The 20,271-nt window shown below is 70.2% G+C and carries 16 protein-coding genes; 12 read left to right on the forward strand and 4 right to left on the reverse strand.

Annotated elements, in window-relative coordinates:
* Positions 1-71: 71 nt before the first annotated feature.
* On the reverse strand, positions 72-1,169 hold the full coding sequence (locus AB0L75_RS35145; protein ID WP_365189462.1) for a helix-turn-helix domain-containing protein: 1,098 nt from the start codon (positions 1,167-1,169) through the stop codon (positions 72-74).
* Positions 1,170-1,254: 85 nt separating this feature from the next.
* Complete coding sequence (locus tag AB0L75_RS35150; protein WP_365189623.1) at positions 1,255-2,571, reverse strand: beta-ketoacyl-[acyl-carrier-protein] synthase family protein; 1,317 nt, start codon at positions 2,569-2,571, stop codon at positions 1,255-1,257.
* Positions 2,572-3,350: 779 nt separating this feature from the next.
* On the opposite strand from AB0L75_RS35150, the gene AB0L75_RS35155 reads away from it, so the two are divergent.
* Positions 3,351-4,580 (forward strand): MFS transporter, encoded by a 1,230-nt coding sequence (locus AB0L75_RS35155; protein ID WP_365189465.1) that lies wholly within the window; start codon positions 3,351-3,353, stop codon positions 4,578-4,580.
* Between the two features lie 143 nt (positions 4,581-4,723).
* On the opposite strand, the gene AB0L75_RS35160 is transcribed toward AB0L75_RS35155, so the two are convergent.
* Positions 4,724-6,148, reverse strand: a complete 1,425-nt coding sequence (locus AB0L75_RS35160) for a transcriptional regulator (RefSeq protein ID WP_365189468.1) — start codon at positions 6,146-6,148, stop codon at positions 4,724-4,726.
* A 607-nt stretch (positions 6,149-6,755) separates the two neighbouring features.
* Between AB0L75_RS35160 and AB0L75_RS35165 the strand changes: the two genes are divergently transcribed.
* From AB0L75_RS35165 to AB0L75_RS35205, 9 genes are all read left to right on the forward strand, one after another.
* Positions 6,756-7,598 carry a sugar phosphate isomerase/epimerase family protein gene (locus AB0L75_RS35165; RefSeq protein WP_365189470.1) on the forward strand — a complete coding sequence of 281 codons (843 nt, stop codon included), beginning with the start codon at positions 6,756-6,758 and terminating at the stop codon, positions 7,596-7,598.
* The gene (locus tag AB0L75_RS35170) at positions 7,598-8,524 is read left to right on the forward strand and encodes a Gfo/Idh/MocA family oxidoreductase (protein ID WP_365189473.1); all 927 of its coding nucleotides are present in this window, start codon (positions 7,598-7,600) and stop codon (positions 8,522-8,524) included. The genes AB0L75_RS35165 and AB0L75_RS35170 overlap by 1 nt, the downstream gene beginning before the upstream one ends.
* Complete coding sequence (locus tag AB0L75_RS35175; protein ID WP_365189476.1) at positions 8,481-9,692, forward strand: methionine adenosyltransferase; 1,212 nt, start codon at positions 8,481-8,483, stop codon at positions 9,690-9,692. The genes AB0L75_RS35170 and AB0L75_RS35175 overlap by 44 nt, the downstream gene beginning before the upstream one ends.
* A complete protein-coding gene (locus AB0L75_RS35180) occupies positions 9,689-10,567 on the forward strand; it encodes a hypothetical protein (protein ID WP_365189478.1) in 879 nt (292 codons plus the stop codon). The genes AB0L75_RS35175 and AB0L75_RS35180 overlap by 4 nt, the downstream gene beginning before the upstream one ends.
* Positions 10,564-11,607: a hypothetical protein gene (locus AB0L75_RS35185; protein WP_365189481.1), complete on the forward strand. Its 1,044-nt coding sequence runs from the start codon at positions 10,564-10,566 to the stop codon at positions 11,605-11,607. The genes AB0L75_RS35180 and AB0L75_RS35185 overlap by 4 nt, the downstream gene beginning before the upstream one ends.
* Entirely contained in the window at positions 11,604-12,329 is a 726-nt protein-coding gene (locus AB0L75_RS35190) for a coenzyme F420-0:L-glutamate ligase (protein WP_365189482.1), read from the forward strand. The genes AB0L75_RS35185 and AB0L75_RS35190 overlap by 4 nt, the downstream gene beginning before the upstream one ends.
* Entirely contained in the window at positions 12,326-13,204 is an 879-nt protein-coding gene (locus AB0L75_RS35195; RefSeq protein ID WP_365189485.1) for a shikimate dehydrogenase, read from the forward strand. The genes AB0L75_RS35190 and AB0L75_RS35195 overlap by 4 nt, the downstream gene beginning before the upstream one ends.
* A 976-nt stretch (positions 13,205-14,180) precedes the next feature.
* Positions 14,181-14,369 (forward strand): hypothetical protein, encoded by a 189-nt coding sequence (locus AB0L75_RS35200; RefSeq protein ID WP_365189488.1) that lies wholly within the window; start codon positions 14,181-14,183, stop codon positions 14,367-14,369.
* Between the two features lie 2 nt (positions 14,370-14,371).
* A complete protein-coding gene (locus tag AB0L75_RS35205; RefSeq protein ID WP_365189490.1) occupies positions 14,372-15,271 on the forward strand; it encodes a hypothetical protein in 900 nt (299 codons plus the stop codon).
* A gap of 194 nt (positions 15,272-15,465) precedes the next feature.
* Here AB0L75_RS35205 and AB0L75_RS35210 read toward each other — a convergent pair whose 3' ends face one another.
* On the reverse strand, positions 15,466-15,822 hold the full coding sequence (locus tag AB0L75_RS35210) for a hypothetical protein (RefSeq protein WP_365189492.1): 357 nt from the start codon (positions 15,820-15,822) through the stop codon (positions 15,466-15,468).
* Between the two features lie 421 nt (positions 15,823-16,243).
* Here AB0L75_RS35210 and ligA point away from each other — a divergent pair, with 421 nt between their 5' ends.
* Positions 16,244-18,334, forward strand: coding sequence for an NAD-dependent DNA ligase LigA (ligA, locus tag AB0L75_RS35215; RefSeq protein WP_365189495.1), 2,091 nt, complete (start codon positions 16,244-16,246; stop codon positions 18,332-18,334).
* 18 nt (positions 18,335-18,352) lie between these two features.
* Positions 18,353-19,297 (forward strand): hypothetical protein, encoded by a 945-nt coding sequence (locus tag AB0L75_RS35220; RefSeq protein ID WP_365189498.1) that lies wholly within the window; start codon positions 18,353-18,355, stop codon positions 19,295-19,297.
* Positions 19,298-20,271 lie beyond the last annotated feature (974 nt).

Raw genomic sequence — 20,271 nt, forward strand, 5'->3', positions numbered from 1 at the left:
CCATGAACGCCTTCGACCTGGCCTTTGATGGCCGCCTCACCGCAGGCCAACTCTAGCCACATCAAGCCCAGTTACACCGCTCGCTTTACAGACCCGTCAGCCCCGGCGGCAACGAGCACATGGTCCACGGAGTGGGTGATGAAAGCGCGGCGGGTCTCTGCGGGAAGCGCGTGGTCCCACTGGTGGCGGGCGTGGCGTGGTGAGACAGGAAGGGGCTGGTCTATCTCGATGCCTTCTGCGACCAGGACTTCTTGTGCGAGGGCCAGTTTGCGCAGTGATTCGGGGGTGAAGATGCGGTCGACGATGGCGTCGGCGACGCGGCTTTCCAGAATCTCCGACGCGATGGTCACGCAGTTGTCAGGGCACTGGTAGTGATCGTCGTTCGCGGTGAGGTCGAGGTTGCAGGCACCGCACCGGGCGATGCCGGTCAGCAGTGATCCCTCGAATGTGGTGGCCGGCTGCTGTACTGGGGCAGCAGCCGACACTGGGATAGAGCTGTGGGACAGGGCGTGGGGGAGGAAGTCCACGCTGAGAAGGTCCGGGCGGCTGGCGGGGACCATGACGCTGCAGTCCCAGATGACGTACGGCCCCTGCGCTGTGCGCCAGATGAGGCCCTGTCCGTCTGGCTGGCCGGAGCCAGGGCACGCCGTCTCCCACAGCCCTGAGGGGAGGTCCGCGCGCAAGGACAGCAGGTCTGGGTCGTCGGGATCAGCGGCCAGTGCGTCTCGCAGGGCAGCGGTGTAGGCGGCTGCGGCGTCCTCCCAGTTCGCCAGGCGGCGCTGCGCCTCCTCCTCGTGCAAGATCCATCGCATCAGGTTCGCCCCCGGGGCAGCGCATTCCGGTAGCTGGTCGGCGAAGAACCGGTTGCAGTCCACCACACGCCAGGTGTGGTCCACCACCAGCGCGGGATAAGGCTTCCCATGCAGGAGGGCACGCTCCATGCCGGACAGCGGGGTCCCCGGGACAGCGCAACGAGGACGTTGGTCCCTCGGGACATTCAATGCGTCGAGAACGGCCGAGAGTGCGCGACTTCCTGGCCAACCACGCCCCGATTCCAGCATGTTGTAGCGGAGTTCAGAGATTCCGGCGGCCTGGGCGATCTGCGCTGCGGACAGTTCCTCCTTCATGCGGTGAGCGAGGAGCACTTCTCTGAGGCCGGTGGAGATCACGTCTTTTCCTTCAGAAGGGTGGCGGAGAGACATCCGGCGGCCAGGCCGCGGGGCTCTTCGTGCGAGGGACGGGCCGTGGCGAAGCTCAGCCAGCCTGGCTGAGCATGTCGGTGTAGCGGCGGAAGGCGAGGACGGCGTTGTGGCCGCCGAACCCGTAGGAGTTGCTGAGCACCAGATCCCCCTTCTCCGGCAGGGGGCGCGGTGCGCCGGCGACGATGTCGAGGTCAATGCCGTCGTCCGGGTTGTCGCAGCCGATCGTCGGCGGGATCAACCGGTGGTGCAGAGTCAGGACGGTCGCGACCGCCTCCACTGCGCCGGCGGCACCTTGGAGGTGCCCCAGGGCGCCCTTGGGCGCCGTGACCGGTATGTTCGCGCCGGCTCCGAACACCTCCCGCAAGGCGAGGGCCTCGGCGGCGTCACCGGCCGGGGTCGCGGTGGCATGCGCGTTGACGTGAGCCACCTCATCCGGGCGCGCCCCGGCATCAGCCAGGGCCTTGTGCAGGGCATCGACGATGCCCGCTCCGTCGGGCCGTGGGGCGACCATGTGATGGGCGTCGGCCGACAGGCCCCAGCCGGCGGCCTCGCCATAGATCCGGGCACCGCGGGCGCGGGCGTGCTCCTCCGCCTCGAGGACCACAACTCCGGCGCCTTCGCCGAGGACGAACCCGTCGCGCGCCTTGTCGAAGGGCCTCGATGCAGCCTGCGGCCCTTCAGCGCCGGGGGACAGGGCTCGCATGGCGGTGAAGGACGCCATCACCGACGCTGTGATCACCGCTTCCGTGCCGCCCGCGAGCACGATGTCCACATGGCCGTCCCGGATCCGGTCGATGGCCTGACCGATCGCCTCCGTCCCTGAGGCGCAGGCGGACACCACGGTCCGCGCCTCTCCGCGCGCACCGAGGTCGACAGCTACCTGAGCCGCCGCGCTGTTCGGCACCACCATGGGCGCCGTGTGCGGGGAGACGAACCGCGCGCCCCGTGCCGAGAGGGTGTGGTCTGCCGCCACGAGCACCGGAGCTCCACCGATGATCGTGCCCATGGACACCCCAACCCTCCCGGCCACGAGTGCCTCGCCCCGGATGTCCTCCGGACCGAATCCGGCATCGGCCCATGCTTCGCGGGCCGCGAGCACCGCGAACTGCGCACAGCGGCTCATGGTCCGCATCTCCCGGCGCGACAGCAGCTCCGCCGGCTCGACGGCAACGGGAGCGGCGATTTGCACAGGAAGCTCGGCGAACTCCTCGCCGTGAAGCTGGCGGACTCCGCACCGGCCCTCCAGCAGCCCCTGCCACGTGCCGGCCACATCACCGCCCAGCGGAGTGATGGCCCCGATACCGGTGACGACAACACGACGACGCCGGCCTCCCGAGGAAGGCTCTGCACTGGCAGGCGAAGGGGGGATTGCGAGGTTTGTGATGTCCGCCACTGCGTCTCTCTCGGGTTCTGCATCAGATCACCTGCGACCATAGGCGAATAAGTCCCTTGATCGTAAATTAGCCCTTATTTACGGAGAGTGCACCAGTCCCTGGAGTCTCGAGCTGGCGGCGGATCGGGGCCAGCTCGCTCCCCTCGATCCGCATGAAGCCCCGGTCAGTCGAAGTCGGCGGCGTCCTTGTCCGCGCGGGGGCGCAGGCCGCCCCGATGGGGACTGGCTCAGCGATGGTGGGCGAGGAAGGTGCGGGCACGCTCGTCGAGCTCGGCCGCCCCCCCGCACCCCGCGGGCCCGAGCGGAGGCCGGAGCGCAGGGAGCGGACGGCCTTGAGGGTGCGGGTGGACTTCACCCCGGCCATGGTGTCGATCGCGCGGCCCCAGGTGACGCATGCCGGCCCCGCCCGTGCGGCGGGCCTGATCTCAGCAGGCACCAGCCCCTGCGGCCGGCAAGCGGCCTACAGATGGCATGCGCAGTCGGAGCACGATCGGGTGACGGTCACATCCGTTGCGTGTGCGGGTGAGGCTGCTCAACTTCCTTCGGACTAAGGCCTCTTGTGGTGCGTCCGAGGCACACGATCTTTGTGATGGCCTAGGGTTGGCGCGTGTCCCGGCGGTGGTCTTGCTGCCGGGCTTCGTGCTTGCTGGGCGGAGTTGATCATGCGCATTCCGCGGTTGCCGCATCGGGCGTCATCGTCAGCGGCGGTGCCGCGCATAGGCGTGCGGACTCGGCTCCGGGCAGCGTGCGCCCCGTTGTCTGTCCGTCCTTTCCGGCTGCACTTCACGGCGCGGCTGCTGTCGTGGACCGGGTCAGCGGTCGCCCCCATCGGTCTGGCGTTCGCGGTCCTGAGCCTTCGCGGTGGAGCGACCGGTCTCGGGCTGGTGCTCGCGGCCAGCGTGGTGCCGCAGATTCTGCTGCTGCTGATCGGGGGTGTGGTCGCGGACCGCTTTTCGCGGGCCAAGGTGATGGTGTGGGCGAACATCGTCTCCGCGGTGGCGGAGACGATCGCGGCCGGCCTGCTGTGGTCCGGGGCGGCCAAGGTGTGGCACCTGGTGCTGACTTCCGCTGTGTGCGGCGTGGCGTCGGCGTTCTTCACTCCGGCGGCCGGCGGGGTGGTCGTCGAGGTGGTGCCGCCTGAGATGCGGCACCAGGCGAACGCTCTGCTGAAGATCGGGCAGAACTCGGTGAAGGTCGGTGGACCGGCCGTGGGCGGTGTTGTGGTCGTGTTGGCCGGTCCGGCGTGGACGATCGGCTGGGACGCGGTCTCGTTCGCAGCCGCGGCCGTGCTCTGTGCCCGCATCGGCCTCGCCCTAACGCCGGCGAAGGTCCGCACCGGGTTCGTGCGCGATCTCAAGGACGGGTGGCAGGACTTCAGGGCACGGCGCTGGCTCTGGCCGATGGTGCTGCAAGGCGCGGTGGTGGTGCCCGTATGGCTGGTCGGGTATCAGATGCTCGGTCCGGTGTACGGCAGCCGCTACCTCGGCGGCGCCGGGCCGTGGGGCGTGGTGGTGTCCGCGTTCACGGGCGGTCTCGTCGTGGGCTCGGCCGCAACGCTCATGTGGAAGCCGCAGAGGGTGGGCGTTGTGGTGTGCCTGGGCACCGGGACAATGGCGCTTCCCCTGGCCGCGATGGCGCTGAACGCCCCATTGGTCGTCCTGGCGTTCACGACGTGCACGGCTGGCGCCGGACTGGCCTTGAGCATGACCATGTGGTCGAGCCTGGTCCAGGAACGCATTCCGCCGGACCGACTGAGCCGCATTACGTCGTACTCCACGCTCGGGCAGGTCCTGCCCGTGCCGCTGGCCTACGTGGCCGCGGGCCCGCTCAGCGGCACGTTCGGGGTGCGCGCCACGCTCGCGGCCGGGGCCGCGGTGATCGTGGCGGCCATGGTGGTGCCCCTGGCCGTGGTGCAGATCAGGACGTTGTCGCTCACTCCGTCCGAGCCCGCCACGGACGAGGCCCTGGTCACCGCGCCCGGGTAGAAGGTGCGTACGGATACAGGGAGCAGGCCATCGCGGTCGCCGATGACCTGGCTCGCTGTGGGTGGTGCCTCAGGCGGTCACCACCACCTCATCCTCCTTGTGGCTGAAGCCGGGACTGGGACAGGTCCTGTTCGATCAGCTGGTCATTCCGCTGCGGTCAGCACGGTACGGATCTGCTCACGCAGTTCAGTGCCCGCGTGAGTGCCGGCGTACGGTTCTGCTTCTGCGTGCAGCTCGCCGAGCCGGTCGGAGACGCGCCGAGATTGGACCGACCCCAGCATTTGAAGGCACTGAGCCGTCTCCTGTACGGCGCCTTCGATCTCGCCGCCGGCCACATAGGTACGGGCGAGTCCGAGGTGATCGAAGGCCTTGCTGCGCTGACGGTGCTCGGGACGGTCGGCCAGAGCCGACAGCACCAGTTCCGTTGACTGCCGGACATGACGAACGCGAGCCGCGCCGTCCACGTGCTTGGCGGCGATCTGGTGCGCCATGCCCAGGGTGGCCCGCAGCTCGGGGAGATCGAAGAACGCCATGTGCGGCTCCTCGGCGCCCGGTTGCACGCGTTCGTAGGCGTCGAGGGCCCGGCCGGCGGCGGCTTCGCTGTCCGAGGTGTGGCCGAGGATGGCCTGGAAGCGGGCCTCCAGCGCGGCGAGCATGGACGTCGTGGCGGGGGACAGGTGCCGGCGCGCCCCGTACTGGGCGAGGGCCACGAGGTCGAGGGCGTCGTCGACGTGCCCGAGGTGCGACATCTGGCGGGCCATGCACTGAAGGATGTGCGCTCCGATCCGCCGGTCGTTGCCCTCGGCGGCGGCGGCGTGCAGGGCGGACACGAACGTGCGCTGCGCGGCCGCGTGTCGTCCGGCGTCGAAGGTCATCCAGCCCGCGACCGAGCCGAGGTCGGCGGCGGCAGAGAACAGCTCGCGGCCGACGGCCTCGGTGTACGTGCAGGTCCTGAGCAGCGACAGGACGGTATCGGTCTGGGCGAGGACGGCCGAGCGGGAGAGAACTCCGCCGTGCCGGTTGTCCAGGTCGCGGAACGCGCTGGTGATCTGCCGGATGCCTTCCACGTCGGACATACCGATGCGCCGTCCGCCGGCTGGGGCTGGTTGTCCGGCTTCGTCTGGGCGGGCCAGGGCCCACTCTTGCAGCGGGCCGAGGAGTTCGTGGCCGATGTGGACGTCGGAGGCGTCGGGGCCTGTCCGTGTGTCGGGCAGCATCAGTTCACTCCGGATGATCTGGCTGAGTGCGGCGATAGCTCCCGTGCGGGTCCACGGGCTGCGCATGCCGGCTGGTCCCGCTTCTCCCGGTAGGCCGACGTCGGCGTAGGTGAGGTCCATGCCGGTCTCGGCGCTCAGGACCTCCACGAGCAAGCGCGGCACGGGTTCGCGGGGGACCGCTCCCTTCAGCCACGCCCGTACCCGGCTCTCGTCGGTGCCAAGGCCGGTGATGCCCTGCTCGGCGCCTCGTTGGGTGATCAGGCGGGCCAGGCGGTTGTTGCTCAGGTCGCCCCGGCTCATCCAGTGAGCCAGCAAGTGGTTCGGCTGTCGGTTGAGCGGGGGCCTGCCCATGAGGCTTCTCCTGGTGCCATCGGAAATGGCGGGCCTTCCAGCCTATTGGTCGGTCTGTAACTCGCCTACAGGGCCGCGTAATTCGCCGTAAAGCGCCGGTACCCCGACCGGATTGGACCGACAGGCGCCGGGCTGCGGCGGTCGGATGAGCACCGGTGTTCACCGCACAGCACCGACTCCCGTACGACCTTGCGAAACGGTGTGCTGTGAGTGCGCCGAAGAGCCCGGCGGACAGCTCTCCACACGTGGCGGGCCGTTTCGACCGCCCGTGCACGGCAGCTTCATCGCCGGGTAATTCCGACCGCTCCGCCGTACGCGTTCGTGTTCCGGCTGCATCCGGAACTGCGGACGGCGGAGCGGGCCACAACAGGTCCCGTCTCGAAGGGAGTTCAGTCGTGGACTTCAGCAGTATTCCCGCGATGGAGGGGCCGCAGCCGCCCCCGCCTCCGCCTCCTGCGCCGCCGTCCCCGCCGACCCCGCAGCCGCCCGCGCCGGGCGGAGGGTCGGTCGCGTAGAAGCGGCACCCAGCGCCCCTTGGGCCCGCCACCTGCTGGCGGGCCCAAGGGGCCACTCGTCGGACCTCAACGCAGAAGGAGCACAGCACGCCATGAATGCTGGACCTTCCAACGTCCTGGTCATCAACCCGGACGAACTTGGTCAGGACCCCGCGCGCGGCATGGACCTGGCCGTCTCGCTGGGCGTCTCCTGGCTGGAGATGCGCACCGCCTGGGGATCCAACCTGCTGCTGCTCGACAACAGTTCGCTCGAACGGATCAAGTCGGAGACTGAGGCACGCGACCTGCAGGTTGCAGCCCTGGCGGCGCCGCTGTGGAAGTGGTGCCGCCAGGAAGCGACCCCGGGCCGCGTGGACTCCTTCGGATTCCCCACCCGTGTGCCGGCCCAGGACCGCAAGGCCTGGATCGACCGCGCGTTGACGGCCGCTCACCTGCTCGGTACGACTCGCGTGCGGGTGTTCTCACACCTGAAAGTGGAACCCCGCCTCACCGAGCAACTGGCGGACGACCCCCTGCTGCCCTGGGCCCTGGACCGAGCCGAGCAAGCAGGGGTGCGGCTGCTGCTGGAGAACGAGCCCGTGTGCACCGTGGCCGACCCCGGAGCGCTGCTGCACGTCCTGACCGCCCACCCCCGCCTCGGACTGTGGATGGACCTCGGCAACCTCCACGAGGTCGGCGCCGCCGACTCCGGCACCATCACCGCCCTGGCCCCGTACGTCGAGTACGTCCACATCAAAGACTTCCGCCTGCACCCGGAGGGCCGCCAGTTCGTCCCCGCCGGAATGGGGGAAGTCCCGTACACCAAGCTGCTCACCGTGCTGCGCCAGGAGCGGCCCGGCCTCCCGTACGCCCTGGAGACGCACGTCAAGGACGACCCGGCCAGCGCACTCGCCCATGGCGCCGCCTTCCTGCGCCGCAGCCTGCCGGGGCTGTGATGCGTACCCTCCTGGTCGGAGCCGGAGAGGTCGGCTCCAAGCACCTCGCCGCGCTCGCCGCCACGCCCGGCTTCGACGTCGCCGCAGTAGCCGACCCCGCGCAGCGCCGCTCCTTCCTGGCAGTACCGCTGTTCGCCGGCCACCACGCGGCACTCCGCACCATCCGGCCCGAACTGGTCATCGTCGCCACCCCGCCCGGCAATGCCCTGGACATCGCCAGGGACGCCGCGCGGACCGGGGCGACGGTACTGGTCGAGAAACCCGTCACCACCCGACCCGCCGACCTCGCACACCGGGCGGGTGACGAACGGATCCACGTCGCCTTCCAACCGCACTTCGCCCCCGGCCTGGCCGAGCTACTGGCCCACCCGCCGGGGACGGTGCGCCGGGCCGAAGTCCTGCTGACCTGCCGCCGCGATCCGCACTACTACCGCGGGTGGCGACAATCGGCCGCCACGGCCGGGGGAGTCCTGCACCAGCAGGCCATCCACGGCCTGGCCCTCGCCCTTCGGCTGCTCGGCCACCACCAGATCAGCAGTTGCCGCGCGAGTGTCGCCCGATGGCGGCAGCTGGCCGAGACCGAGGACCGCGTCCAGGCCGACCTCATCTTCCACGGCGGGCAGACACTCACGATCGCCGCCCGGGTCGACGCCGAGGGACCCGCTCGCCACGAGATCACCTTGCATGACGCTGTAGGCCACCTCTGGCACGTGCGTGGCCGCAACCTCGAAGCCGGTCTCGGCCCCACCACCGAGGCCCCCACCCATCAGGCACTGCGCCAGCAGATGTACCAGGCACTGCGCGCCGTCCACCACAGGCAGCCCGCCCACCCGTGCCTGTTCCCCCTGCCCGCCCTGCGGCACCCGCTGGAGGTCATCGAGCATGTCTACCGCCACGCACACCACCGGAGTGCCCCGGCCGCATGAGGCCGCGGTCGAGGTCGTCGAGCGCAAGGGCCTCGGCCATCCGGACACCCTCGCCGACGGCATCGCCGAACTCGCCTCCATCCGGTACGCCCAGTACTGCCTGGAACACTTCGGAGCCGTCCTGCACCACAACCTCGACAAGGTCGCCGTCCTCGGCGGCCGCGCCCGCTTCGGCGCCACCGACGGGCAGTACGACCGCCCGCTGCGCATCGTCTTCGGCGGCCGCGCCTCCACCTCCTTCGCCGGCCAGCCCATCCCGGTCCGCGAGATCCTCACCGCAGCCGCGCACGAACAGCTCCAGGCGTCCCTGCCCGGCTACGACCGCGCCACCATCCACGTCCAGCACGAGACCACCGACAGCAGCAAGTTCGCGCACTGGTTCGCCCCCCGGCACCTGGACGATCTGCCGGAACGGCACACCGTCCGCTCCAACGACACCGCCCTCCTCGTCGGATCCGCCCCGTACACCCGCACCGAGACCGCCGCCCTGGCCGCGGAGTCGTTCCTGCGCACCCAGCCGTGGGCCGGCAGCGACATCAAGGTCCTCGCGGTGCGCACCGGCTGCTCCTGGGAACTGACGATCTGCGTGCCCGCGCTGGCCGGCACGCTGGCAAGCGCAGCCGAATTCCACGAACAGGTCACCACGGCCGCCACCGAACTACAGCGGCAGCTCACCGACCGACTCCCGGGCCAGGTACGGGTGCACGCCAACACCCGCGGCACCGCAGCCGAGCCGCTCTCCAGCCAGTACTTCACCCTGACCGGGGCCGCCGTCGACTACGGCGAGGACGGCATGGTCGGGCGGGGCAACGCCCGCTCCGGACTCATCACCCCGGCGCACGCCGCCGGCAACGAGGCACTCTTCGGCAAGAACCCGGCGTACCACGTGGGGAAGGTCGGCGGATGGCTCGTGGACACCGCAGCGGCCGAACTCGCCGAGCAGTTCGGCCCGGCCAGGGTGGCAGCCGTGTGGCAGATCGGCTCCGCCTACCCGGACCCGGCCTTTCTCGATGTCACGGCCGACACCGCCCCTGCCGAGGCCGAGGAAGTGGCCCGGAAGGCGCTGGCCCGCACCGATTGGCTCCTTGATCTCACCGGCGCCGAGCGCTACCGCCCCCGCATCCAGCCCCTGGCCGACCTCCTGCACCGGCTGGAGAGCGCGCCATGATGATCGCGGAGCGGGCCACGCTGACCACCGGCTACGTCACAGCGGACCTACACCTGCCCTACTGCCTGCCGGCCCCGGACGCCTCGCACCTCCTGCCGGGCGGCTGGACGACCAGCCCGCCCCGTCAGAACACGGGCATCCATCTGTCCGTCGAGATCACCGACGGCCCTGGCCACATCCACGTCACCGACGAGCAGGTCGCGCTCGCCCTGACCGCCGAGGCCGCCCGCTCCACCGCCTTGGCCTTCACCACCTACACCGCCCTCGAACGCGCTCGCCAGCTACGGCGCATGGTGACCGTGCACGCGACCGCCATCACCCGGCACCGTCAGGCCGTACTGATCCTGGGACACAAGGCCGCGGGCAAGACGACGACCGCCCTCGCGCTCGCACGCCGTGGCTGGATGCACGCCGGCGACGATCTGGTGGTGCTCGGGGAAGCCGGGCACGAACTGCTGGTCATGCCCGGCAAACCCACGGCCGCCGTACGCCCGGCAGCAACCGACGCCTTCTACCAGCCCAAGCCCGTCGTGGACCTGCGCGACGCCTTCGAGACAGAACCGTCGGCCGTGGCACTGGTGGTACGCGTCGCCGTCCACCCCAACTCGCAAACGCTGGTCGCACCGGCCACACCGTTCTCCACCGCCGAACTGCTGCGATTGCACGAGAACCTCGCCCGGTACATCACGGGCCTGCCCACGCCGATCAACGGCCTGACCGGCACGCCGGTCGCCACCACCTGGCCGCTCGACACCCCACAGTGCGCCACCTGGCGCGCCGAACTGATCCGGGCCCTGGAGCGCTCCCGGTACGTCTACCTCCACGCGCCCACCGCCGAGGCCGCCGCCGATCTGATCGAGGGGCTGATGCCGTGACTATCGCCGTCCTGCCCTCCCGCAGCGAACCCACCACCATCGCGGCAGTCACTACCGCCGTCGACCACGCGCTCGACGACCCGAGCGCGCTCATCATCAACGCCGACTGCTCCCCGGACGCCGCCACCCACACCGCGTTCTGCGCCGTGCCCACCCGCGCCCGAAAGCTGGCCCTCACCGGTCTCCCCGCAGGCAAGGGCCGCCAGATCCTCCACGCGCTGCGCCGCACCCCAACGACCCGCCACGACACGGTTCTGATCGCGGACACCGACACCCGCAACCCCGCCCCGGAGATGTACCGCGCCTTGCTGAACGCCGCCCGGAGCGGCGCCAGTTGCGCGGTCGCCGACTATCGCCGGTACTGGGACGAGGGTAACCTCACCCACCACGTCGCCCGCCCCCTGCTGGCCGCCACCGGCATCGAACTCGCCCAGCCGCTCGCCGGCGACATCGCCCTTTCGGGCGAAGCCTGTGCCCGCGCGCTCATCGACCGGCGCCAGCTGCCGGCCGAACTGGGGGAGTGTGTCGACGGATACGGGATCGACGCTTTCCTCATCGCTGCCGCAGCCGGCAGCGGGCGGCCGGTCACCGACGTCCCCCTGGACCGCACCAAGCAACACGCCCCCTCCTTCCCCCACCTCCCGGCCATCTACCAGCAGGCCGTGCCCGTCCTTCTCGCCATCGCTGCCGCCCGGCTCCCGGCCCGGTACCCCGGCCGGGGTGCGTACCAGCTGACCGAACGCCCCCTCAACCCCGATCGACTCGGCGCTATGCTCACCGCACTGGACGGCCTCGCCGCCCGGCCCCCCGAGACGGCGACTGCGTGGCCGGCCCCGCTCGCCCGGGCCTGGTGCGCGGTGCGCAGCGGAATCCCACCCACGCAGGCCGCCGCTACCCTGTGGCCCTTCTACATCGACCGCGTGCGCGCCTGGCTCACCATGGCCAACCAGCCGCTCACCATGCGCAGCGCCCACCTGGGCCAGGCCCACTACGGCCTCGCCCGGCAGATCACCGACGCGACCAAGGAGATGACTCCGTGAACACCACCTCCGCGTTCACCGCGTTCGCCCTCGAACCGTTCCCGGAGATCAAGGAAGGCGCCTCGATCACACAGGCCATCAACGACGTACTCGCCGAGCAGGGCCAGACCCTGCGCGACGGCGACATCGTGGTCGTGGCCTCGAAGCCCGTCTCCGTCGCAGAGGGCCGCCACGTCAGCCTCGACACCATCACCCCCAGCCAGGAGGCCCTGGAACTGTCCGCCCGTACCGGCAAGCCAGCCGAGATCGTCCAACTGATCCTCGACGAATCCACCTCACACTTCGTGGCCGGCGACCGCGGCCCGATCATCGCCCAGCACCGCCTGGGCTACCAGCTCACCTCCGCCGGCGTCGACCGGGCCGAGCCGGGCGGCGCCTGGCTCCTCCCGGCCGACCCCGACGCCTCGGCCCGCCGCCTGCGCGACGAACTCGCCGCAGCCACCGGCATCTGCCTCGCCGTGGTCATCGCCGACTCCGACGGCCGCGCAGATCGCCGCGGCGCCACGGTCATCTCCATCGGTGCCGCCGGCATCGCCCCGCTGCGCGTGTCCGAAGCACCAAGCGGCAAGCGCCAGGAGGAGACGTTCACCGACATGATCACAGCGGCAGCCGGGATCATCCTCGGGCAGCGCGGCCGCGGCGCCCCAGTCGTCGTCCTGCGCGGCATCGCGTTCCAGGCCGGCGACGAGGGCGTCGGCGCGATGCTTCACCACCGGCCATGACAGCGCCAACGGAGGCGGCCGGGGACCGGCAACTCGCCATCCTCGGCTCACCGATCGCACAGGCACTGTCGCCAGTGCTGCACCGCACCGCCTATGCGGCCCTGCAGCTCAACTGGTCCTACGGCGCCATCGACTGCACACCCGACCGGCTGCCTTCCTTCCTCGCCACGCTGGACGACACCTGGGCGGGACTGTCGCTGACCATGCCGCTCAAGCGCACCGTGGTCCCCCTGCTCGACGAAGCCTCCGCCACCGTACGAGCCGCCGGAACCGCCAACACCGTCATCGTGCGCGGCGGCCGGCTGCTCGGCGAGAACACCGACACCTACGGAATGCTCCAGGCCCTGCGCGACGCAGGGGTCACCCGCGCGGAATCGGCCTGCGTACTCGGCACCGGCGCGACCGCCACCACCACCCTCGCTGTTCTGCACACCCTGGGCTGCACCGAGGCCACCGTCATCGCCCGCGAGCCTGCCCGCATCAGAGAACTGGAGAGCACCGCCGAGCGCATCGGTCTCGCGGTGCGCATCCGGCCATGGATGGAGACCGCCCGGCATCTGACCGCCGACCTGGTGGTCTCCGCTCTCCCGCCCGGCGCCGCCGACAATCTCGCCCCCGCGTGGCCGAGCGCCGTGCGCAACACGCTGCTCGACGTTGTCTACAAGCCATGGCCCACCCCGCTCGCCGACGCCGCTCGGCACGCGGGCACCACCGTGATCGGCGGCTTGCCCATGCTCTTGCACCAGGCTGCACGCCAGGTCGAACTACAGACCGGCTGCACCCCGGCACCGATTGCCGCGATGCGCGCCGCTGCTGTCCAGGCCTTGACCGATGCGCCGGACGGGGATCCGCACGTGGTCCGAGCGATGATCTAAGAAATGCCCTAGGAGTCGCGTGAGTCCCCGGGGATGCCGCTCCCCGCATACCGGGAGCGGGCAGACGGGCGGGACGAGTAGGAGCCCTCCTGTTGGCGCCGTGGGCATTCACCGCCGTGACCGTGTTGGGCGACGGGGCCGCGCTGGAGCTCGGTTGCGGGTTTGACGCTCGCGGTAACGCATCCACGCCAGCAGCACATCGCGCTTGTGCTCGGATTCCTCCGGTACGAGGGTCTGGGCCAGCGCGAGCAGGCCCGGCACCGCGATACCTACGACCACGGTGATGGCCACGGCCCACCACGGGGCGCCCGCCATCGTCAGTGCGGTGATGGTTGTTGCCCCCTTCCTGGGCGGTGGCTCGGTTGCTGGTGGCCGGTCTCCCAGGCGAAGGCCGGGGAAGGGGCGGTATATCACCGGGCCGCACCGCATGCAGCGGGATTCAGGCCTGCGCCAAGGAGAGCGCGAGCCCGTTGCGCCGTAGGCCAGGCGCGGTGCGGGGCGAACCTGCCCGCGTCTCCGGGACTCCGTAGAGGACGGCCTTACAGGCCACCCGTTGGGAACGGTCGGTCCTCGCGGATGCGGCCGAATCGGTCGCCTCATGAAGGTGAGGGCAGGAGGGGGTGAGCGGCGGGGCGGCAAGGGCGTCCTGTGTGCATCCAGACGACGACACTCTTCTTATGATCGACTGTGCCGTTTTGGGTCATACATCCTCTTACGCTGGGGTGGCGCAAGGTGGCGCTTGGGGCGGATGAAGTGAGAGTACATATGCGGGCGGCGTACGCCCGGCACACTTCCGTATCGGACGGCGCAGCGGAGCCGTTCCCAACTGCTTGCCCGGCCCTGGATGGACCGGCCCGGGCAAGGTCGTCCTGCACCAGCCGCCATGCGAGTAGGAGGCACCGCGCAGCCGCTGTGCGCCCAGATCACGATGTCACCATCTTTCATCCACGACGTCAGCGCCCAGTACCTGGCTTCCGTGCTGTTCGCGCTCACCATGCTCGCCGCCGGAGCCGGGCGGGCGGCCTGGCGGCGCAGGAACAAGCGCCGCGACCGGGCACTTACCGTTCAGGCGCAGCAGGCACCGGCTCAGCCAAGCCTTTCCGAGACGCCGCCAGCGTATGAGCAGGAAACGTCGTCCGACGGACGACAGAAAGTGTCGTCCTGAAGATGACACAGCACTTAGAACGTCCTCTCGACGCGGGCCGCCAGCACAATCGGACACAGGCCTGGGCGCTCCTGGCTGAGAAGACACCGGGAGCGCAGCGGTTGCCGCGGCCTGACAGCGACTCGCCGGGCCGCTTGATGGACATCGCCCGCAACTACGACCGCATCTGTCGACGAGCCGAAGGTCTCTTGCACCCCGACGCCACGGAGGCCGAGATCCTGGCCGCTCTGCTGGGCATCCGCATGCTGCGGGAAAAGCTTGAGCATGACGAGTTGAAACTCACCACGCTGGCGCGGACTAAGAAGATCACCTGGGCGCGTATCGCTCAGTGGCAGGAACTCAGCGGCCGCCAGGCCGCCGAGCGGCGGCATCTGCAACTGCAGCGTTCCTTCACGCGGCCGGACGGCTCCGAACCTTCTACACAGCACGAACGAGTCGAGTACGCCCGAGGCCTGCGCCGCCGGCGTGCCGAACGCCAGTGGGCCCTTGACCACGCCAAACGGATCCGGCGGGTGGCCGCGCAACTGGCCGCCGTCAGCAACCTCCAGGAACGGGTGGACAGTTCTCACGAGGCCCGGATCATCCATGCCATCCGCCGTGGCGAGGAGCCCCCGCAGCAGCAGACGCCGCATGAGCCACTCGTGTGGCCGAAGGCGCTAAGAGAATGCGTCGCCGAGGACGAACGGTTCCGCAGGACACCACCACCCCTCGTCGACGACGGCCTGAACGAACCCGACTGGCGGCGCCAACAGCAGGAAGCCGACATCGTGCACCGTCTCCTGGGCCTGATCTGTTACGCCGCCAACCTCAGGAACATCGATCTATCCGACCTGCCCGATCTGGCGGACGCGATCTTCGACCTGCACAACGACTCACAGCAGGCGGCAAAGAGTCGGCGCTGAGCGCGTCGGTCGTTAGGAGCTCATCGGTGCCACGCGAGGCGTCACCACCTGGTGCGATCGCGGTCAGTTGGCGGCGGCCCCGGTTTCCGGAGCCGGAGGACGAACTCGCCCCGGACACCGCCCGCCAACAGGCCCCCCTAGCCAACCGACGACCGCCGCCCGGCTGAATCAGGAGCAGGCCCTGTACGGGAGGTTCAGGTCGGCGTCGCTAGTGTCCCGCTGTCCGTCTGCTGCTGGGTAGACGGCTGGGTCGGTGTCGGCGGTGCACCCGGCGGTGCGCTGCTGTCTGCGGATCGCGCCTGCCGGATGTGCGCCAGGCCCTGAAGTGCGTGCCGTCTGGGGATCTGGTCCAGGAGGCGGCCTTCCTGGCGGCCTCGGCGTGCTTCGTTGCGTGCCTGGACCAGGGCGAGGACATGCTGCGGGAAATTCTGGATGACCGGGTGGAACAACAGGATGAGCAGGGCGATGCCCCACCAAGGAGCGCCGGCCAGAGCGGTCAGTGTGCTGGGCGCCAGGCTGGTGAAAGAGGCGAAGAGGCGGGGCATGGTCATGGGGGCTCCGGAGGCTGCAGTGGTGATGGTGTCGGCGGCGGACTGCTTCCGACTGGTGCGACGACAAGGTGCCCAGCGGTGGGGTTAGACGCGCAAGGCGGACTTTCGCGGGCCCAAAGCGCTCATTCAATATTTCCGTCGCTATGCGCTGCCCCTGGAAGGTAGGGACTGGACAGCGCCCGCATATCCGCGGTGTGGGCCTGGCCTGGCCGGGCCCGAGCCGCTGTAAAGCCCCCCGGCCGGAGTGCCACACCTCTTGGGGTAGCGGGTGGACGGTGACCGGCACCGCCGGTAGCAGGTGACACGGGCCGGGCCGGACCTGCTGAAAGCCCGCGGACAGCCTGGTTGCTGCACGACTCCGTGGCGCGCTCATAGAACACGCCCGGGGGCGTTGTCAGTGGCGGCAGGCAGGATGGCGGGCATGACGACACCCGTGGTGCAGATTGTGGATGCCGCCGCCTACGCGCAGGCGGTCGAGGACGCGGTGAACGCCGCGGCCGCCTACTACGCGAGCGGTACCTCGCCGCTGGACGACGACGCCTACGACCGGCTCGTGCGAGGTATCGCCGCGTGGGAGGCCGATCATCCCGATCAGGTGCTGTCCGGCTCGCCGACGGGGAAGGTCGCCGGCGGTGCGGCCGAGGGCGATGTGCCGCACACGGTGGCGATGCTGAGTCTGGACAACGTGTTCTCGCCGGAGCAGTTCGTCGCCTGGACGGCTTCGCTGGCCCGCCGGATCGGTCGTGAGGCGGAGCGCTTCAGCGTTGAGCCGAAGCTCGACGGGCTCGCCGTCGCCGCCCGCTACACCCAGGGCCGGCTGACCCGGCTGATCACCCGGGGCGACGGGATCGCCGGTGAGGACGTCTCTCACGCGATCGGCACCATAGAGGGTCTCCCGGGCGAACTGGCCGAGTCGGTCACGGTGGAAGTACGCGGCGAAGTGCTGATGACCACCGCCCAGTTCGAGTACGCCAACGAGGCCCGCATCGCACACGGCGGGCAGCCGTTCGCCAACCCGCGCAACGCCGCAGCGGGCACGCTGCGTGCCAGGGACCGCGCTTACACGGTGCCGATGACGTTCTTCGGCTACGGCCTGCTGCCGCTGCCCGACACCGACGATGCCCTGGCCGAACGGCTCACCGCCCTCCCGCACAGTGAGCTGATGACCCTGGCCGCCGAGCTGGGCGTGAACACGACCGCCACCACCCTTGTGCCCGGCATCACCGCGGCTGGCACCGATGAGGTGCTCACCCGTGTCAAGGAGATCGCCGCGCTGCGTGCCGAGTTGCCGTTCGGGATCGACGGCATCGTCGTCAAGGCCGATCCCGCCGCCGATCAGCAGGCCGCGGGGTCCGGGTCGCGGGCGCCGCGCTGGGCGATCGCCTACAAGCTGCCCGCCGTCGAGAAGATCACCCGGCTGCTCGGGGTGGAGTGGAACGTGGGCCGCACGGGCATCATCGCCCCGCGCGGGGTCCTGGAGCCGGTCGAGATCGACGGCTCGACCATCGCCTACGCCACGCTGCACAACCCGGCCGACATCACCCGCCGCGATCTGCGCCTGGGCGACCACGTCATGGTCCACCGCGCCGGCGACGTCATCCCACGCATCGAAGCACCCGTCGCCCACCTGCGCACGGGCGCCGAGCAGCCGATCGCCTTCCCCGAGGTGTGCCCGCGCTGCGGGTCCGGCATCGACACCGTCCAGGAACGCTGGCGCTGCGAGCAGGGCCGCAACTGCCACCTGGTCGCCTCCCTCTCCTACGCCACCGGTCGCGACCAGCTCGACGTCGAGGGCCTGGGCGCCACCCGCGTGGTGCAGCTCGTCGAGGCCGGCCTGGTCACCGACCTCGCCGATCTGTTCACCCTCACCCGCGACCAGCTCCTCGCCCTGGAGCGGATGGGCGACACCAGCACCGACAACCTGCTCGCCGCCCTGGCCTCGGCCAAGACGCAGCCCCTGTCGCGGGTGCTGTGCGCAATCGGCGTCCGTGGCACGGGCCGGTCCATGTCCCGTCGGATCGCCCGGCACTTCGCGACCATGGACAACATCCGGGCCGCGGACGCGGAGGCTCTTCAGCAGGTGGAAGGCATTGGCCCAGAGAAGGCGCCGTCCATCGTCGCCGAACTCGCCGAACTCGCCCCGCTCATCGACAAACTCGCCGCAGCCGGAGTGAACATGACCGAGCCCGGCGCCACGTTCGCGCTGGCCGCCGCGGACACCGGCAGCGAGGGCACGACCCCGGCCTCCACTGCGGCCGCGGGCCCGCTCACCGGGATGACCGTCGTGGTCACCGGCGCGATGACCGGACCGCTGGAGCAGCTCAGCCGCAACCAGATGAGCGAACTTATCGAGCGGGCCGGCGGCCGCTCCTCCTCCAGCGTCTCCAAGAAGACCACCCTGGTCGTCGCCGGCGACAACGCCGGGTCCAAGCGTGCCAAGGCCGAGGACCTCGGCATCCGTCTCGCCACACCCGACGAGTTCGCCGCCCTCGTCGCCGACTACCTCACCTGACACCGCCGGAGGAGAGACATGTCCTTTCCCGAGCTTCCCCAGCCCGCACGCGGTGAGGTGCTGTTTGTGTGCACGTGCTACGAGGACGGCAGGGCCCTGTGGGGCGGGCTCCTCGACGAGATCGGGGCCCGCCGGGAAGACGACGTGCTCGTCCTCGGCGACCACGGGGTGCGGCTGCGCACGGTCGAGGACCGCAGATGGGACTACCTGCACGGCGGAAACGTCCCGGCACTCGTTCCGGGCAGCAGTCCCGTGCCGCCGGTCGCCGTCCTGGCGGACATCCCGGTGGTGTACGGCGGGGACGGGCCGTTGCTGGTGGACCTGGCGACGATACCCGGTCGCGGCGTCCGAGTCTCGCTGGCCCGGCTCGGCGAGATCCTCGCCGCCCTGCTGGATGGCACGCTCGCGTTCGACGACCTGGTGCGCGGCATGGACAGGTACGGCATGTACCAGGGGGACGGCGGCCGGCCGGCCTTCCCCGCGCCGACGATGCCGTCGCGCCGGTCCTTCCCGGCGCTGCCTTCCACCGCCGCGGCCCTCCTGGTCCGCACTTGTTTCGACGACGAGGACGGCTGGCGTGCCCTGCTCGACGAACTGGGCGGGACTGACGCGGAGGGCTGGGTCGGCGCGGACCTGGACCCGGACGAGATCGACGTGGAGCACTACCCGTTGACCGCGCTGGTTGTCGACGACCGGGCCTTCGAAAGCCTCCAGCCGGGCCAGGTTCCGGCGCTGGTCCCGCCCGGGGAACACACCACGCTCGTCGCCCTTGCCGACGCCCGCACCCTCACAGAGCGCGGCTGTCCGCTGACCGTCGTTGACCTGTACGACACCCCGGGGCAGCGCGCCGTCCTGCCCTGCCGCGAGGTTGGATCGATGGCGTGCAACCTGGAGATCGCCAACATGGACTTCCACGAGTTCGTCGCTGAGGAGGGCATAGAGCCATGGTGGGAGGCCTCCTGAGCTTGTTCCTTATGGTGGGCTGTCACGTAGAGCGACGAATGTCCCCGCGGACTCGGCGAGACGCGACCCCGCGGGGGGCGGAACCTTCGTGAGCCCGGCAGGTTTTCGGCCGGGATCACCGTTTCCCGAGCAGCCCGCCCAGGAGGTCGCCGAGCGGGCCACCGGCCGCGCGATCCGTATCAGCGCGGCCGTTGTCTACGCGGCGGCCGACACGGACGCCCCCAATGCTGTTGATCGCTACCTGGTCCAGGTCCTTCTCGGGGGGCTGTGTTCAGGGACCGGACGAACCTGCGAGAAACCTGCGCGCCGCGTTGACCACCCAGAGCGTGATCATTGCCCAAGCCTGAACGTGCGTTCCTGGACCACGACCATGAGCACGCCAGACCGACACGAGTGAGATTCGGGGACGAAGAGCCTGTGGCCATCAGCTGCGTCTCCCAGTCCTCCTTGTCGGCCGAGCGTGCCAGGTTCGTGGTGGGCTTGCTGCGGGAGATTCATCGGGTCCTGCGGCCAGGGGGTCGCGCCGTCGTCGCCTCCGGCCGCCAGCGCGCGAAACCGGTAGAACTCGGGTGTTTCCGGCCCTTTGTGTTTCCGGCCGCGTTCAGCGGCGCGGGACGTACGTGTCAGATCCTTCGCCGGGGTATAGCGCCACCCGGGCAAGCAGTTCGGGAACGAGGTCCTGCGGCGAGACCGCGCACGGCTTGCCGTAGCCTCGCGCCCATTTCATCGCGGCTCGGCGAGTGCGTTCCCTGCGGAGCAGTCCGTCTTCCTCGGTGTACACGAACCAGTCGCATCGCCCCCGCGCCGACAACCAGGCGCTGCGGATTGCACTCGGCTGCAGCCACACGCTCGGACCCCTCTCGCCTCTCAGACGATCGCAAGCGTCGTGCTCCCTTCGGGGCCCTGTCAAACCACGGCACGGTTGCCGACCGCCACGCCGCGAGCACCTGGGCTCAGTGCCGGTCGGCGATCGC

Source organism: Streptomyces sp. NPDC052101 (genome assembly GCF_040680235.1).
GTDB lineage: Bacteria > Actinomycetota > Actinomycetes > Streptomycetales > Streptomycetaceae > Streptomyces.

Bases quoted from the DNA above. Each gene is read 5' to 3' on its own strand.
- AB0L75_RS35220 (WP_365189498.1), top strand. From the start codon at position 18,353: ATGTCCTTTCCCGAGCTTCCCCAGCCCGCACGCGGTGAGGTGCTGTTT.
- AB0L75_RS35165 (WP_365189470.1), top strand. From the start codon at position 6,756: ATGAATGCTGGACCTTCCAACGTCCTGGTCATCAACCCGGACGAACTT.
- ligA (WP_365189495.1), top strand. From the start codon at position 16,244: ATGACGACACCCGTGGTGCAGATTGTGGATGCCGCCGCCTACGCGCAG.
- AB0L75_RS35175 (WP_365189476.1), top strand. From the start codon at position 8,481: ATGTCTACCGCCACGCACACCACCGGAGTGCCCCGGCCGCATGAGGCC.
- AB0L75_RS35195 (WP_365189485.1), top strand. From the start codon at position 12,326: ATGACAGCGCCAACGGAGGCGGCCGGGGACCGGCAACTCGCCATCCTC.
- AB0L75_RS35205 (WP_365189490.1), top strand. From the start codon at position 14,372: ATGACACAGCACTTAGAACGTCCTCTCGACGCGGGCCGCCAGCACAAT.
- AB0L75_RS35170 (WP_365189473.1), top strand. From the start codon at position 7,598: ATGCGTACCCTCCTGGTCGGAGCCGGAGAGGTCGGCTCCAAGCACCTC.
- AB0L75_RS35210 (WP_365189492.1), bottom strand. From the start codon at position 15,822: ATGACCATGCCCCGCCTCTTCGCCTCTTTCACCAGCCTGGCGCCCAGC.
- AB0L75_RS35180 (WP_365189478.1), top strand. From the start codon at position 9,689: ATGATGATCGCGGAGCGGGCCACGCTGACCACCGGCTACGTCACAGCG.
- AB0L75_RS35160 (WP_365189468.1), bottom strand. From the start codon at position 6,148: ATGGGCAGGCCCCCGCTCAACCGACAGCCGAACCACTTGCTGGCTCAC.